Annotated in this window: 14 protein-coding genes; 6 read left to right on the forward strand and 8 right to left on the reverse strand. The window is 70.6% G+C overall.

Annotation, left to right across the window (positions count from 1 at the left end):
* Positions 1–366: 366 nt before the first annotated feature.
* A complete protein-coding gene (locus ACS04_RS12340; RefSeq protein ID WP_048476612.1) occupies positions 367–1,008 on the reverse strand; it encodes a DNA-3-methyladenine glycosylase in 642 nt (213 codons plus the stop codon).
* Positions 1,009–1,120: 112 nt separating this feature from the next.
* On the opposite strand from ACS04_RS12340, the gene ACS04_RS12345 reads away from it, so the two are divergent.
* The 3 genes from ACS04_RS12345 to ACS04_RS12355 all read left to right on the forward strand — a co-directional run bounded on the left by ACS04_RS12345 (position 1,121) and on the right by ACS04_RS12355 (position 3,151).
* A complete protein-coding gene (locus ACS04_RS12345) occupies positions 1,121–1,903 on the forward strand; it encodes a sporulation protein (RefSeq protein WP_048476613.1) in 783 nt (260 codons plus the stop codon).
* 61 nt (positions 1,904–1,964) lie between these two features.
* Positions 1,965–2,498 (forward strand): YbhB/YbcL family Raf kinase inhibitor-like protein, encoded by a 534-nt coding sequence (locus ACS04_RS12350; RefSeq protein ID WP_048476614.1) that lies wholly within the window; start codon positions 1,965–1,967, stop codon positions 2,496–2,498.
* Between the two features lie 149 nt (positions 2,499–2,647).
* The gene (locus ACS04_RS12355) at positions 2,648–3,151 is read left to right on the forward strand and encodes an HNH endonuclease (RefSeq protein WP_048476615.1); all 504 of its coding nucleotides are present in this window, start codon (positions 2,648–2,650) and stop codon (positions 3,149–3,151) included.
* Positions 3,152–3,211: 60 nt separating this feature from the next.
* Here the strand turns inward: ACS04_RS12355 and ACS04_RS12360 are convergent, their stop codons facing one another.
* The 4 genes from ACS04_RS12360 to ACS04_RS12375 form a co-directional block, all read right to left on the reverse strand.
* Positions 3,212–3,982 carry a sulfite exporter TauE/SafE family protein gene (locus tag ACS04_RS12360; RefSeq protein ID WP_048476625.1) on the reverse strand — a complete coding sequence of 257 codons (771 nt, stop codon included), beginning with the start codon at positions 3,980–3,982 and terminating at the stop codon, positions 3,212–3,214.
* 105 nt (positions 3,983–4,087) lie between these two features.
* Positions 4,088–5,068: an SPFH domain-containing protein gene (locus ACS04_RS12365; RefSeq protein WP_048476616.1), complete on the reverse strand. Its 981-nt coding sequence runs from the start codon at positions 5,066–5,068 to the stop codon at positions 4,088–4,090.
* Positions 5,069–5,194: 126 nt separating this feature from the next.
* Positions 5,195–5,623 (reverse strand): NfeD family protein, encoded by a 429-nt coding sequence (locus tag ACS04_RS12370; RefSeq protein WP_048476617.1) that lies wholly within the window; start codon positions 5,621–5,623, stop codon positions 5,195–5,197.
* A gap of 70 nt (positions 5,624–5,693) precedes the next feature.
* Positions 5,694–6,494 carry an ABC transporter ATP-binding protein gene (locus ACS04_RS12375; RefSeq protein WP_048476618.1) on the reverse strand — a complete coding sequence of 267 codons (801 nt, stop codon included), beginning with the start codon at positions 6,492–6,494 and terminating at the stop codon, positions 5,694–5,696.
* A 146-nt stretch (positions 6,495–6,640) separates the two neighbouring features.
* On the opposite strand from ACS04_RS12375, the gene ACS04_RS12380 reads away from it, so the two are divergent.
* Entirely contained in the window at positions 6,641–7,426 is a 786-nt protein-coding gene (locus ACS04_RS12380) for a hypothetical protein (RefSeq protein WP_048476619.1), read from the forward strand.
* 91 nt (positions 7,427–7,517) lie between these two features.
* On the opposite strand, the gene ACS04_RS12385 is transcribed toward ACS04_RS12380, so the two are convergent.
* Positions 7,518–8,159 (reverse strand): response regulator, encoded by a 642-nt coding sequence (locus tag ACS04_RS12385; protein ID WP_048476620.1) that lies wholly within the window; start codon positions 8,157–8,159, stop codon positions 7,518–7,520.
* Positions 8,152–9,282 carry a GAF domain-containing sensor histidine kinase gene (locus ACS04_RS12390; RefSeq protein ID WP_107438593.1) on the reverse strand — a complete coding sequence of 377 codons (1,131 nt, stop codon included), beginning with the start codon at positions 9,280–9,282 and terminating at the stop codon, positions 8,152–8,154. The genes ACS04_RS12385 and ACS04_RS12390 overlap by 8 nt, the downstream gene beginning before the upstream one ends.
* 487 nt (positions 9,283–9,769) lie before the next feature.
* On the opposite strand from ACS04_RS12390, the gene ACS04_RS12395 reads away from it, so the two are divergent.
* Positions 9,770–10,486, forward strand: a complete 717-nt coding sequence (locus tag ACS04_RS12395; protein WP_048476622.1) for a transglycosylase SLT domain-containing protein — start codon at positions 9,770–9,772, stop codon at positions 10,484–10,486.
* A 97-nt stretch (positions 10,487–10,583) separates the two neighbouring features.
* Here ACS04_RS12395 and ACS04_RS12400 read toward each other — a convergent pair whose 3' ends face one another.
* Positions 10,584–13,127: an ABC transporter ATP-binding protein/permease gene (locus tag ACS04_RS12400; protein ID WP_078864697.1), complete on the reverse strand. Its 2,544-nt coding sequence runs from the start codon at positions 13,125–13,127 to the stop codon at positions 10,584–10,586.
* A 257-nt stretch (positions 13,128–13,384) separates the two neighbouring features.
* Here ACS04_RS12400 and ACS04_RS12405 point away from each other — a divergent pair, with 257 nt between their 5' ends.
* The gene (locus ACS04_RS12405; protein WP_048476624.1) at positions 13,385–13,654 is read left to right on the forward strand and encodes a hypothetical protein; all 270 of its coding nucleotides are present in this window, start codon (positions 13,385–13,387) and stop codon (positions 13,652–13,654) included.
* The last annotated feature ends 194 nt before the right edge of the window (positions 13,655–13,848 follow it).

Below are 13,848 nucleotides of genomic sequence, written 5' to 3' on the forward strand. Positions count from 1 at the left end.
TTTTTGGCACGCTGTTGAGTTCTCAAGGAACGGACGCTTCCTTCGTACTCACCCTCAGCAACACTTGCTGGGGCTTTCCTCCGGGCTTCGTTCTTCGTTTCCAACTCTACCAGATCATTTCTTCGTCGTTTCCGACTTGGATTTGAATTCGGCGGCCGTTGGGGGGCTTTGCCTTTCGGCGTTCCACCACTTTAGCGCTCATCCCTTGCGACTCATAATCGAGCCGTCGGATTCGAATTCGGGCACGCCGAAATCGACCCCGCCAGGGGAACGTCGTAGGTAGTGGGTTGGCCGCCCCGGGGGTCTGCTGATGGCAGTGCCCCGTTCAAGCGGCTCGGGCTACGTTAGGCGTCCGCCAAGGTGGAGTCAAGTTGAACGGCGGCGTGGCGCATGGGCTCGATACGGGCTCACCGTGGGGTCGTCCGTGATCCAGTAGCGGTACGGATGGTCCGCGCCGGCGCCGCCGACTCCCGTGCGGGGGCCGTTGCCCACCAGGTCGGGCGAGGTGGCGGTGCCCGTCAGGAGCGCCAGGGGGGAATCGGGGCCGTCACAGAGGTCCGTGCCGTCCAGGGAGCGGTCTACCGCCAGGGCGGTGGCCAGGCGAGCCGGGCCTTTGGCCAGTTCCCGGTCGTTTCTGGCTGAAAGCCGACGTTTGCGAGCCAGGTCGGCGCCCACGGTGATCTCGCCGGCGCGCAGCAGCACCCCGCTCGCGTGCCCCGGCGGCCCGCAGACCAGGTTCAGGCTGAACCACATGCCGTAGATGAAGTAGACGTACGCGTGTCCGGGCGGACCGAACATCGACGCGTTGCGCGGGGTGCGCCCCCGGTAGGCGTGGGAGCCGGGGTCGGCCTCCCCCTCGTACGCCTCCACCTCCGTGATGCGGAGCTCCATGGGGCCCTCGGGGGTACGGCGGACCAGGATCCGGCCGAGGAGGTCCGGGGCCACGGTGAGGACCGGCCGGTCGAAGAAGGACCGTGCCAGGGGCGTACGGTCGGGGCGCGCGCTCATCCGGTCGAGCGTAGCCGAGCGCGCGGTCCTGCAACCGGGGCTTAAGGTTCCGCGTTTGTCAGGGTGTAACTCGTAAGCGGTAGTCGCACGAGCCTTCAAGGGGAGTCAGAGCATGGGGTTCAAGAAGCTGTTCGCGGCGCTGGGTGCCGGCGGTGCTTCGGTGGACACGATCATCACCGAGCCGAACGTCGTGCCGGGCGGGATCGTCCAGGGCGAGGTCCGCATCCAGGGCGGTTCCGTGGAACAGCAGATCGAGGGCCTGTCCGTCGGTCTCCAGGCGCGGGTCGAGGTGGAGGGGAACGACCAGGAGTACAAGCAGGACATCGTCTTCACCAAGCAGCGCCTCGGCGGTGCCTTCCAGGTGCAGGCGGGCGCCCTGCACGTGGTGCCGTTCGGTCTGGAGATCCCGTGGGAGACGCCGATCACCCACTTCGAGGGGCAGCACCTGCACGGGATGAACATCGGGGTCAGCACCGAGCTGGAGATCGCGCGCGCGGTGGACGCCGGCGACCTCGACCCGATCAACGTGCACCCGGTGCCGGCGCAGCAGGCGATCCTGGACGCCTTCCGTCAGCTCGGCTTCGGCTTCCGCAGCGCTGACATGGAGCGCGGGCACATCCGCGGGACCCGCCAGACGCTGCCGTTCTACCAGGAGATCGAGTTCCTGCCGCCGTCCCAGTACCGCGGGCTGAACCAGGTCGAGCTGACCTTCATCTCGGACGGCCGCGAGATGGACGTGGTGCTGGAGATGGACAAGAAGTCGGGTCTGTTCTCCGAGGGCAGCGACACCTACCGCTGCTTCCAGGTGGGGCTGCAGTCCTACCAGGGGACCGACTGGGCGGCGTACCTCAACCAGTGGATCGCCTCCGTGGGTTCGCAGCGCAACTGGTTCTAGGCTCGGCGGGGTATCGGCAGGTGCCGGTACCGGTACTGGTTCGCGATCAGGAGGTTCAGCAGTGGCCGAGCAGAACAGGGCGCCCCTTCCCCACGATTTCCACCCCCCGGTGCACGCGTTCACGGTGGAGAGCGCGGACATCGAGCCCGGTGGTGAGCTGGGCGGCGCCCAGGTGCTGAAGGGCGGCAACGTCTCTCCGCACCTTCGGTGGGAGGGGTTCCCGGAGGGGACGAAGAGCTTCGCCGTGACCTGCTTCGACCCGGACGCCCCGACGGGCAGCGGGTTCTGGCACTGGGTGCTCTTCGACCTGCCGGCCTCGGTCACCGAGCTGCCGGCCGGCGCGGGCAGCGGGAAGTTCGAGGGCCTGCCCGCCGGGGCCGTGCACGTACGGAATGACTACGGCACGCAGGACTTCGGCGGCGCGGCTCCGCCGGCCGGGGAGCGGCACCGCTACGTCTTCACCGTCTACGCGGTCGACCAGGAGAAGCTGGGCCCCGGCGCCGACGCCTCACCGGCGGTCGTCGGATTCAACCTGCGGTTCCACACGTTGGGACGGGCGCAGCTGATCGGTGAGTACGAGGGCCCCGCGAGCTGATCGTTCGCCGTGCGTTTGCCCGGTCCTGGTCTAAAGACGACCAGGACCGGGCATTTTTATTGCGTTGTCCCGCGTGGCGCGCGCGGCCAGAGTGGTCGCGGGCCCTGCCGCCAGTGTGGTCGCGGGCCTGCACACGGGAGGTGGGCGAGATGCGGGACACGCTGGTGCTGAATGCGAGCTTCGAGCCGCTGTCGACGGTGACGCTGAACCGGGCCGTGGTCCTGGTCCTTCAGGACAAGGCCGTGGTCGAGCAGTCCCACCCCGAACTGCGTGTGCGCGGTGCTTCCATGGATCTTCCGCTGCCCCGGGTGATCAGGCTGTGCCGGTACGTACGGGTGCCGTTCCGAAGACATGCTCCCTGGTCGCGGAGGGGGGTGCTGGTCCGGGACCAGCACCGTTGCGCGTACTGCGGGAAGCGCGCGACGACCGTGGACCACGTCCTGCCCCGGGCCCAGGGCGGTGGGGACACGTGGCTGAACACGGTGGCCTCCTGCGCCGAGGACAACCACCGCAAGGCGGCCCGGACGCCGGAGGAGGCGGGGATGCCGCTCCTGCGGAAGCCCTTCGTACCCTCGCCGGCGGACGCCATGCTGCTGGCCCTCGGGGTCGGTGCGCGGGACGTCCTGCCGGAGTGGCTGGAGCGTTCCGCCTAGTACCGGCGGCACCGGCCGTCGTGGGTACGTGCGCTGGACGACGTATTTTCCGTACGTCGCTCAGCGGAGCATCAGCTGGACGATGGCGATCACCCCGACCACGACGATGACCCCGCGGAGCACGGTCGGGGGCAGGCGGCGGCCGATCTTGGCGCCGATCTGACCCCCGAGGGTGGAGCCGACGGCGATCAGCAGCACGGCCGTCCAGTCGAACTCGGCGACGAAGAGGAAGAAGACGGCCGCGATGCCGTTGACGAGCGCGGCGAGGACGTTCTTGACGGCGTTGAGGCGCTGGAGGTCCTCGTGGAGCAGCAGGCCCATCAGCCCGACGTAGAGCACGCCCTGCGCGGCACCGAAGTAGCCTCCGTACGCGCTGGAGAGCAGCATGCCGGTGAGCAGGACCGGGCCGCCGTCGGGGTGTCCGGGCCCGGTGCCGGCGGCTTCCTGGCGCCTGCGCAGGGCCGCGGCGAGCCGGGGCTGGAGGACGACGAGCACGAGGGCGAGTCCGATGAGGATCGGCACGATCGTGTCGAAGGAGTTTGACGGCAGGGTCAGGAGCAGGACGGCGCCGGCGAGGCCTCCGACGAGGCAGACGGCGCCGAGCCGCATGATGCGGCCGCGCTGGCCCTGGAGCTCCTTGCGGTAGCCGATGGCTCCGCTGACGGCACCGGGCACCAGGCCGAGGGTGTTGGACACGTTGGCGGTGACCGGCGGGAGCCCGGTGGCGAGCAGCACCGGGAAGGTGATGAGGGTGCCGGAGCCGACGATGGTGTTGATGGTGCCGGCCCCGATGCCGGCCGCGAACACCGCGAGCGCTTCCCAGGGGGACATGGAGAGCAGAGACATGGACTGAGCCATCCCCTTTGCATGAGTGAGTCGCCTCCCCGCCATGAAGGTCGAGGGGCCTCACCGATCATGCAGGAGGGGACGGGCAGGTCAGTCGATGGGGGGCTGTTCGCGGCGTTCGGCGGCGGCCTTGTCGGCGGCTCCGGTGCCGCCGTCCTTGCCGGTGCTCTGCGGGTTGAAGCCCGAACCGCCGCCCATGGGGCCGAAGTTGCCCATGGCTCCGGAGAGGCCCTTGAGGGCGTCGCCGATCTCGCTGGGCACGATCCAGAGCTTGTTGGCGTCGCCTTCGGCGATCTTCGGGAGCATCTGGAGGTACTGGTAGGCGAGGAGCTTCTGGTCGGCGTCTCCGGCGTGGATGGATTCGAAGACCGTACGGATGGCCTGCGCCTCGCCCTCGGCCTTCAGCGCCGCGGCCTTGGCCTCGCCTTCGGCGCGCAGGATGGAGGACTGCTTCTCGCCCTCGGCGCGCAGGATCTCGGACTGCCGGACACCCTCGGCCTGGAGGATCGCGGCGCGCTTGTCGCGGTCGGCGCGCATCTGCTTCTCCATCGAGTCCTGGATGGAGGTCGGCGGCTCGATCGCCTTGAGCTCGACGCGGTTGACGCGGATGCCCCACTTGCCGGTGGCCTCGTCGAGGACGCCGCGCAGGGCCGCGTTGATCTCCTCGCGGGAGGTCAGGGTCCGCTCCAGGTCCATGCCGCCGATGATGTTGCGCAGGGTGGTGACGGTGAGCTGTTCGATGGCCTGGATGTAACTGGCCACCTCGTAGGTCGCGGCCCGTGCGTCGGTCACCTGGTAGTAGATGACCGTGTCGATGTTGACGACCAGGTTGTCCTGGGTGATGACCGGCTGCGGCGGGAACGGCACGACCTGTTCGCGCAGGTCGATGCGGTTGCGGATGGAGTCGATGAACGGGACGACGATGTTGAGGCCCGCGTTGAGGGTGCGCGTGTAGCGGCCGAAGCGTTCGACGATGGCGGCGCTGGCCTGCGGGATCACCTGGATCGTCTTGACCAGTGCGATGAAGACCAGAACCACCAGAATGATCAGGACGATGATGATCGGTTGCATGCGGTTCCCCGTGCCCTTCCGGCTGTCTGTGCTGCCCCGTTGAGCGGAGTCTCGCAGACCCCGGGGCCGCGGGTCGGCTCCTTGGGCCAAGCTCACACGAGCTCGGCCTCACGCGCTCGCATCGGCTCACATCACGACGGCGGTTGCCCCGTCGATCTCCACGACGTCCACCTGCTGGCCCGGTTCGAAGCTGCTGTCCGCGTCGAGGGTGCGGGCGGACCAGATCTCGCCGGCGAGTTTGATCCGGCCTCCGCTGCCGTCGACGCGTTCGAGGACGAGAGCGCTTCTGCCCTTCAACGCGTCGATTCCGCTGCGGTGTTGGGGGCGCTGGTCGCGGTGGTGGTTGGCGATCGAGCGGACGACGGCGATGAGCGCCACCGACACGATCACGAAGACGAGGACCTGGGCGACCACTCCCCCGCCGAACGCCGCGGTGACGGCGGCCGCGACCGCGCCGACCGCGAACATGCCGAACTCGGGCATCGCCGTCAGGACGAGCGGGATGCCCAGTCCGACCGCGCCGATGAGCCACCACAGCCACGCGTCGATGTTCACATGGTCATGGTAGGTCGGGCGGGCGCGGTCGGGACAGGGTGCGATCGCCCCGTTACCAGGCGGACACCCCCTAGCGCAGCGGGAGGCCCTGGGCGGTCCAGCGGTCGCTGTCGTTGCGCTCGACGATCAGGGGGAGGCCGAAGCACAGCGAGAGGTTGCGCGAGGTCAGCTCCAGGTCGATGGGGCCCGCGGTGATGACCTTGCCCTGGCGGATCATCAGGACGTGCGTGAAGCCCGGGGCGATCTCCTCGACGTGGTGCGTGACCATCACCATGGAGGGCGCGAGCGGGTCGCGGGCGAGGCGGCCGAGGCGGCGTACGAGGTCCTCGCGGCCGCCGAGGTCGAGGCCGGCGGCGGGCTCGTCGAGGAGGAGGAGCTCGGGGTCGGTCATGAGGGCGCGGGCGATCAGGGTGCGCTTGCGCTCGCCCTCGGAGAGGGTGCCGAACTTCCGGTCGAGGTAGTCGGTCATGCCGAGGCGGTCGAGGAAGGCACGGGCGCGCTGCTCGTCGATCTCCTCGTACTCCTCCTGCCAGGTCGCCGTCATGCCGTACGCGGCGGTGAGGACGGTCTGGAGCACGGTCTGGCGCTTGGGCAGCTTGTCGGCCAGGGCGATTCCGGCGACGCCGATGCGCGGGCGCAGCTCGAAGACGTCGCTGCCGGGCTTGCCGAGGGTGCTGCCGAGGATGGTGGCGGCGCCCTTGGTGGGGAAGAGGTAGCTGGAGGCGAGGTTCAGCAGCGTGGTCTTGCCGGCGCCGTTGGGGCCGAGGATCACCCAGCGCTCCCCCTCCTTCACCGACCAGGAGACCTGGTCCACCAGAGCCCGGCCCTCGCGGACCACGGATACGTCCACCAGCTCCAGAACATCGCTCATGAGCGTGTTGTCTCCCCTTGCAGTCTCGGTTTCGTCTGTGCACCGGTAGGCGCAGCCCCAGGGGAAAACCTACGCCACTCGGCGAGGGGTCCGGGCGCCAGGTGGGACGGCGGGAGCCGATCCGGGGTGATCCGTAAAGTGGGGGGATGCTTTTCGAACCACGTTCAGGGCGCTTGGCCGCCTGGGGGAACGCGCTGCTGGCCGGTTTGGTCTCGCCCGACGAGGCGGTTTCGTCGATCGTGGGCGAGGACGCCGTGCACCGGGTGGAGGGGCTGCCGGGCGAATCGGGTCCGGTGGGTCTGACGCTGGCGCTCGGCCGGCTGCGGGCGCTGGGGGTGGGCGGGTTGCGGGTCGCGCTGCCGGCGCCGGGCCATCCGCTGGGGCTGAGCGGGCCCCCGGAGTTCAACGCGCGGGCGCTGGAGGCGCAGGAGGCGGTGGTCGCGGTGGGCGCCGCGCTGGGTCTGGTGCCGGAGGTGACCGAGGCCGGTCCGGCTCCGGGGGACCTGCACGTCTCGGTGACGTGGCATTGCCTGCCGGTACGGGAGGCCCCGCCGGCGGACGTGCCCTCGCTCGGGGAGGCGGAGCGGGAGCTGGCGGAGGCGCTGCGCGAGGCGACGGTGGTGCTGACCCGGCTGGACGTGGCGGGGTCGGGGCCGGTGGCGGAGGCCGCGCTGTCGGCGTACCGGGCCCGGGCGGAGGCCGGGCGCGAGGTGCTGGCTCCGGGGTATCCGCCGCGGGCGGTGCGGGTGCTGGCCCTGGCGCAGCGGGTGGACCTGCTGGTGTCACTGGCGTACGAGCACGGGCCGGGCGGCGCGGTGGCCGCTTCGGAGATGGCGGCGCGGGCGGAGGCGCTGCGGCCGGTGGAGCGGGTGGCCCGGCGGGCGATGGTCGCGGCGTACAACGCGGCGGTCGAGGAGCGCGAGCGGGGTTAGGAGGCGTCTTCCGGATCAGGGGGGCCGCCGGAACGCGCCGCGGCCCCGCTTCCCGGTGGGAACGGAGCCGGGCGGTCCGTTCCCGCCCGGTTCAGTCGCTGATCCCGTGCCTGACCGCCCACAGCGCGGCCTGCGTGCGGTCCGCGAGGTCCAGCTTCATCAGGATGTTCGAGACGTGCGTCTTGACCGTCTTCTCGGACAGGACGAGCGCGCGGGCGATCTCGCGGTTGGAGCGGCCGTCCGCGATCAGGGTCAGCACCTCCTGTTCCCGTTCCGTCAGCGAGCCGCCCCGGCCGGGCGACGGCGCTCCCTCCTGGGAGAGCAGGGCCTCGGCCACCTCGGGCTGGAGGAGCACGTGCCCGGCGTGCACGGAGCGGATGGCCCCGGCCAGGGCGTCGGGGTCGATGTCCTTGTAGACGTATCCGGCGGCGCCGCCCCGCAGGGCCGGGACCACCGTCCGCTGCTCCGTGAAGCTGGTGACGATCAGCACCCGCGCCGGGTTCGCCAGGGCGCGCAGCCTGCGCAGGGCCTCGATGCCGTCGGTGCCCGGCATCTTGACGTCCATCAGGATCACGTCGGGCCGCAGCTCCTCGGCGCGGGCCACGCCCTCCTCTCCGTCGGCGGCCTCGCCGACCACCTCGATGTCGTCCTGGACCTCCAGGAAGGTGCGCAGGCCGCGGCGGACCACCTGGTGGTCGTCCACCAGCAGGACGCGGATGGGTGTGTCAGCCACCGGGGACCTCCATCTCGATCGTGGTGCCCGTACCGGGCTCCGAGTGCACGGTGAGGCTGCCGCCGACGCCGCTCGCCCGGTCCCGCATGGAGACGAGGCCCAGGTGGCGCCCGGCGGCGCGGACGGAGGAAGGGGAGAAGCCCCTCCCGTCGTCCGTGACGGTCAGAACGGCTCCGGCGGCCCGGCGGGCGAGGGTGACCTCGACGCGGTCGCCGCCCGAGTGCCGCAGGGCGTTGTGGAGGGCCTCCTGGGCGACCCGGAGCAGGGCCTCCTCCTGGGTCGCAGGGAGGGCCCGTATGCCGTCGCAGGTGAAGGTGACCCGGGCGGTGTGGGCGCGATCGAGTACGTGGACCTGGTCGCGCAGCGTGGCGACCAGCCCGTCCTCGTCGAGGCCGGCCGGGCGCAGCTCGGTCACGGCGGAGCGCAGTTCGTCGGCGGCCTCGGCGGCGAGGGCGGCGACCTGCTGGAGCTCGCCCTTGGCGCGGGCGGGGTCGCGGTCGACGAGGGCGGCGGCGGCCTGGGCGGTCAGGCGCAGCGAGAAGAGCTTCTGGGCGACGGCGTCGTGCAGCTCGTGGGCGAGGCGGGAGCGCTCCTCGGCGATGGTGAGCTCGCGGCTGCGCTCGTAGAGGCGGGCGTTGGTGAGGGCGATCGCCGCGTGCTGGGCGAGGAGGGCGAGGAGTTCCTCGTCCTCCTCGGTGAAGCCGCCGGGGCTCCTCTTGTTCGCGAGGAAGAGGGCGCCGAGGGTCTCCTCTCCGTCGCGGACCGGCCGGCCCAGGAAGGCGGACATGTCGGGGTGGGCCGCGGGCCAGCCTTCGAAGCGGGGGTCCTCGCGTACATCGGCCAGCCGCTCGGGGCCGTCCTGGTGGAGCATCGCGGCGAGGATGCCGTGTTGTCGGGGCAGGGGGCCGATGCGGCGCCACTGCTCCTCGCTGATGCCGTCCACGACGAACTGGGCGAAGCCGCCGTGGTCGTCCGGGACGCCGAGGGCCGCGTACTCGGCGTCGAGCAGCTCGCGGGCCGAGACGACGATCGTGCGCAGGACGTCGCGGACCTCCAGCCTGCGGCTCATGGCGAGCAGCGCGGTGCTGACGGCGGCGAGGCCGCCGCGGGGGCCGCCGAACACGGGGCTACCAGTCATGGGCTCACCGTACTCGCGGCCCTGACCTGCGGGATCGGGCTCGGGTCCTAGGGCGGGGGGTGGTGTGTCCTCCTCCTGTGGGAGGGGGCCCGGGGGACCGTCTCTGCCCTGGGTATGAGGGCGGCGGACGGCTTGTGGTCCTCAGGGTGGAGAATTCCGTTACAGAGCGCATTGCGGTCGCAACGCCTGGTGAGACTGTTACGCGGCCGATGTGAGCCCGCACATAGGACCCACATCACTTACGAAGGCGCGTAGTGGACGCATAAAGGCCGTGTCAGCACTGTCGCACCTAGCGCCCGGCCCCGAATTCCTGGCGCATCGGCGCCCCCTGATCCACTAAGCGGGATCGTACGTCACACCTTTGCCAGGCGATTTTGCCGCCGCTAAGAATTGCTCCCGTCGCACAGCGCCGCGGATCCCGGATCCGAGCGGCGCTGTCCTGCGGCTCCCCGATTCGAAGAGGTTGCTACGCATGTCCAAGACCAGCATCCCCGGCCACAGTCGTCGTCTGACGAAGGCGCACAAGATGTCCTTCGCCGCGTTCGCCACCATCGGCGCCGCCGCACTGGCCGCCACCGTCGTTCCCGCCGGCTCCGCCGACGCCGGCACGACCGTGACCGCCGCCCCCGTGGCGTGGACCCAGGCTGTCGAGGGTGTCCAGTCCAAGACCGTGCAGCACCTGAACGCCCAGTCCAAGCTGGCCACCGACGCCGCGAAGGTCGAGGCCGCGATCAAGGCCAAGGCCGCAGCCGCCGCCAAGGCCAAGGCCGACGCGGCGAAGGCGAAGGCCGACGCCGAGGCGAAGGCGAAGAAGGACCGCGAGGCGAAGGCGGCCGCGAGCCGCTCCACCGTCCGCACCCCGGTCTACGCGAACAACCTTGACGGCTGGATCAAGGAGTCGCTGGCGATCATGAAGGCGCACAAGATTCCGGGCACCTACAACGGCCTGTACAAGAACATCATGCGCGAGTCGAGCGGCAACCCGCGGGCGATCAACAACTGGGACATCAACGCCCAGAACGGCATCCCCTCGAAGGGTCTGCTCCAGGTCATCAAGCCGACCTTCCTCGCGTACCACGTCCCCGGCACCCCGCTGGACCAGTACCACCCGGTCGCCAACATCGTCGCCGCGGCCAACTACGCCGCCGACCGCTACGGCTCGATCGACAACGTCAACAGCGCCTACTGAGGGCGCCGGCGTAGCAACCCCCCATGCGCCTCAGGGCGGCACCCGGTATCCGGGATGCCGCCCTGAGGCGTTCGTGCGGGTGGGGTGAGCGGGCCGGCTAGTTGCGCATGACCTCGGGCTCGTGGCGGCGCAGCAGCTTCTGCACCGCGAAGCCGCAGGCGACACCGATGAGCAGCAGGATCGTGATGTTCACGCCCCACTGCGCGATGGAGTGCTCCCACAGCGGGTCGGTGTTGGTCGGGTTCTGCTGGTCCCACGGCGGCATGAGCTTGCCGAGGTCGAGCGTGGTGCCCGCGGCGGCGACCGCCCAGCGCGAGGGCATCAGCCAGGCGAACTGCTCCAGGCCCGGCGAGTCGTACACCTGGAAGAGGATGCCGGTGAAGACGACCTGGACGATCGCGAACATGACCAGCAGCGGCATGGTCTTCTCGGCGGTCTTGACCAGCGAGGAGATCACGAGGCCGAACATCATCGAGGTGAAGCCGAGCGCGGTGACCGACAGGCAGAGCTCGACGGCCGGCGGCATGAGCAGGCCCTCGGCGGGCAGGTCGCGCGGGACGAAGCCGATGACGCAGATGACCACGCCCTGGATGGCCGTGATGAAGCCGAGGACGATCACCTTCGACATGAGGTACGCCGACCGGGACAGGCCGGTGGCGCGCTCGCGCTCGTAGATGACCCGTTCCTTGATCAGCTCACGGACCGAGTTGGCGGCGCCCGAGAAGCACATGCCCACGCAGAGGATCAGCATGATCGTGCCGGCGTCGCCGTTGAACCGCGACGGCGGCGTCGGCGGGGCGAGACCGAAGGTCGCGGGGATGACCGTCGAGACCACGCCGAGGACCGCGGGCAGGATCAGCATCAGGGCCATGAAGCCCTTGTCGGAGGCGATCACCGAGACGTAGCGGCGGATCAGGGTCCACAGCTGGTCGCCCCAGCCCTGCGCCTTCGGCGGCATCACCGGCTGCATCGGCGCCACGGCGACCTGCTGCGGGGCCACCGCGTCGAGGTCGGCGGCGTAGAGCTGGTAGTGCTGCGAGCCCTTCCAGCGGCCGGCCCAGTCGTAGTCGCGGTAGTTCTCGAAGGCCGAGAAGACGTCCGCCCACGTGCTGTAGCCGAAGAAGTTCAGCGCCTCGTCCGGCGGGCCGAAGTACGCGACCGAGCCGCCCGGCGCCATGACCAGCAGCTTGTCGCACAGCGACAGCTCGGCCACGGAGTGGGTGACGACGAGGACCGTGCGGCCGTCGTCGGCGAGGCCGCGCAGCAGCTGCATGACGTCGCGGTCCATGCCCGGGTCCAGGCCGGAGGTCGGCTCGTCCAGGAAGATCAGCGAGGGCTTGGTGAGGAGCTCCAGGGCCACGGACACGCGCTTGCGCTGACCACCGGAGAGCGAGGTGATCTTCTTGTCCTTGTGGATGTCCAGCTTGAGCTCGCGCAGCACCTCGTCGATGCGGGCGGCGCGCTCGGCCTCGGCGGTGTCACCGGGGAAGCGCAGCTTGGCCGCGTACTTCAGGGCCGTGCTGACCTTCAGCTCCTTGTGCAGGATGTCGTCCTGCGGGACCAGGCCGATGCGCTGGCGGAGCTCCGCGAACTGCTTGTACAGGTTGCGGTTGTCGTAGAGGACGTCGCCCTGGTTGGCGGGCCGGTAGCCGGTCAGTGCCTTGAGCAGCGTGGACTTTCCGGAGCCGGAGGGGCCGATGACGCCGATGAGCGACTTCTCCGGGACGCCGAAGGTGACGTCCTTGAGGATCTGCTTGCCGCCGTCGACCGTGACCGTGAGGTGGCGGGCCGAGAAGGAGACGTCACCGGTGTCGACGAACTCCTCGAGCCGGTCGCCGACGATCCGGAACGTCGAGTGGCCGACGCCGACGATGTCGTTCGGGCCGAGGAGCGCGGTGCCGGACTTCGGCAGCGGCTGGCCGTTGACGTACGTGCCGTTGTGGCTGCCGAGGTCGTGGATCTCGAAGCGGCCGCCGGCGGAGCGGAACTCCGCGTGGAGGCGGGAGACCTGGAGGTCCGAGACGACCAGCTCGTTCTCCAGCGCACGGCCGATCCGCATGACGCGGCCCACCGCGATCTGGTGGAACGTGGTCGGGCTGCGGTCACCGCCGTAGGCGGGGGCCGCGTTCTGCTGCTGCGGGATATGAGGCTGCTGCGCCGGCTGCTGGTGGGCGGCGGCCTGCTGCGGCTGCTGCTGCTGCTGCCAGGCCTGCTGCTGCGGCGGCTGGGCCTGTGCCTGGGCCGGGGCCTGGTACGCCGGAGCGGCCTGCTGGGCCGGGGCCTGGTAGGCGGGCGCCGGGGCCTGGTAGGCGGGAGCGGATTGCTGCGGTACGGCCTGCTGCGGCGCGGCGGCTGCGCTCAGATTCAGCCGCGGGCCGTCACTGGCGTTGCCCAGGTACACCGGCGTGCCGGGCGCGAGCTCGGTCTGCCGGACCCGCGCGCCGTGCACGTAGGTCCCGTTGGTGCTGCCGTGGTCCTCGATGCCCCAACCCCGGCCGTTCCAGGCGATGGTGGCATGCCGCCACGACACCCGGGCGTCGTCGATGACCACGTCTCCCTGGGGGTCACGCCCCAACGAGTACGACCTGGACGGATCGAGCGTCCAGGTCCTTCCATTCAATTCCAGTACGAGTTCCGGCACTCCAGCCCCACTTAAGTCCCCCGAGAATCCCCCTGACGCCAGGGAGTCCGACGTCAGGGAGTCTAGGGATGGCGAACATCCGGGGGAACTATTTCAGGCCCGGGGCCACATGTGGAATCGGGGCCTTCCCAGGGCGTCCACGTCTGCCCGTTGACGGGGTTGAAAGCCACCCGGAGGGTGAGATACGGGACTTCTCGCCCCCCCTGCGCGGGATCCGGGCCGGGGCGCCCCGCGGAGAACCGGCGGTCCGTGCGGGGGTGCTGCCGGGGCTCCTCGTACCGTGCGACGGCCGGGCCGCCGGGGCGGCCAGCGGGCTGCTGCCGGAGCCGCTGGACGATCTGCTGGGAATGACGGCGCCGGAGCCGGTGGCGGTGTCCCGGCTCGCGGAGTACGACGGGCGGGCCTGGCTGCTGCTGCTCTGCGCCGGGGTGCCCGCCGCCGTACGGACTCCGGGGCGCGGGGTCGCGGCGCGCGCGGTGCGGCTGCCGGCCGTGACCGGAGGGCGCTGGCGGCCCTCACGCTGCTGACCCCGGTGTCCGTCGGGAGTCCCTCCGGCGCGGCCGGGGGTGCCCGGCCCCCGGTGCTCGGCGCGGACGCGGGGGGCGGGGGTGCAGTGGCGGGGCGACGTGCTGTACCGGATCGCGTACGCCCGCAAGCGCGCCGTACGAGTCCATCTGCCGACGGCGGCCGACCGCGCCCGGGAGGTCGCGGAGCTGCACGC

The sequence above is a fragment of the Streptomyces roseus genome, assembly GCF_001044425.1.
GTDB lineage: Bacteria > Actinomycetota > Actinomycetes > Streptomycetales > Streptomycetaceae > Streptomyces > Streptomyces roseus.

Coding starts and splice junctions, on each gene's coding strand:
- ACS04_RS12340 (WP_048476612.1), bottom strand. CDS start 1,008: ATGAGCGCGCGCCCCGACCGTACGCCCCTGGCACGGTCCTTCTTCGAC.
- ACS04_RS12345 (WP_048476613.1), top strand. CDS start 1,121: ATGGGGTTCAAGAAGCTGTTCGCGGCGCTGGGTGCCGGCGGTGCTTCG.
- ACS04_RS12355 (WP_048476615.1), top strand. CDS start 2,648: ATGCGGGACACGCTGGTGCTGAATGCGAGCTTCGAGCCGCTGTCGACG.
- ACS04_RS12360 (WP_048476625.1), bottom strand. CDS start 3,982: ATGTCCCCCTGGGAAGCGCTCGCGGTGTTCGCGGCCGGCATCGGGGCC.
- ACS04_RS12365 (WP_048476616.1), bottom strand. CDS start 5,068: ATGCAACCGATCATCATCGTCCTGATCATTCTGGTGGTTCTGGTCTTC.
- ACS04_RS12375 (WP_048476618.1), bottom strand. CDS start 6,494: ATGAGCGATGTTCTGGAGCTGGTGGACGTATCCGTGGTCCGCGAGGGC.
- ACS04_RS12380 (WP_048476619.1), top strand. CDS start 6,641: ATGCTTTTCGAACCACGTTCAGGGCGCTTGGCCGCCTGGGGGAACGCG.
- ACS04_RS12395 (WP_048476622.1), top strand. CDS start 9,770: ATGTCCAAGACCAGCATCCCCGGCCACAGTCGTCGTCTGACGAAGGCG.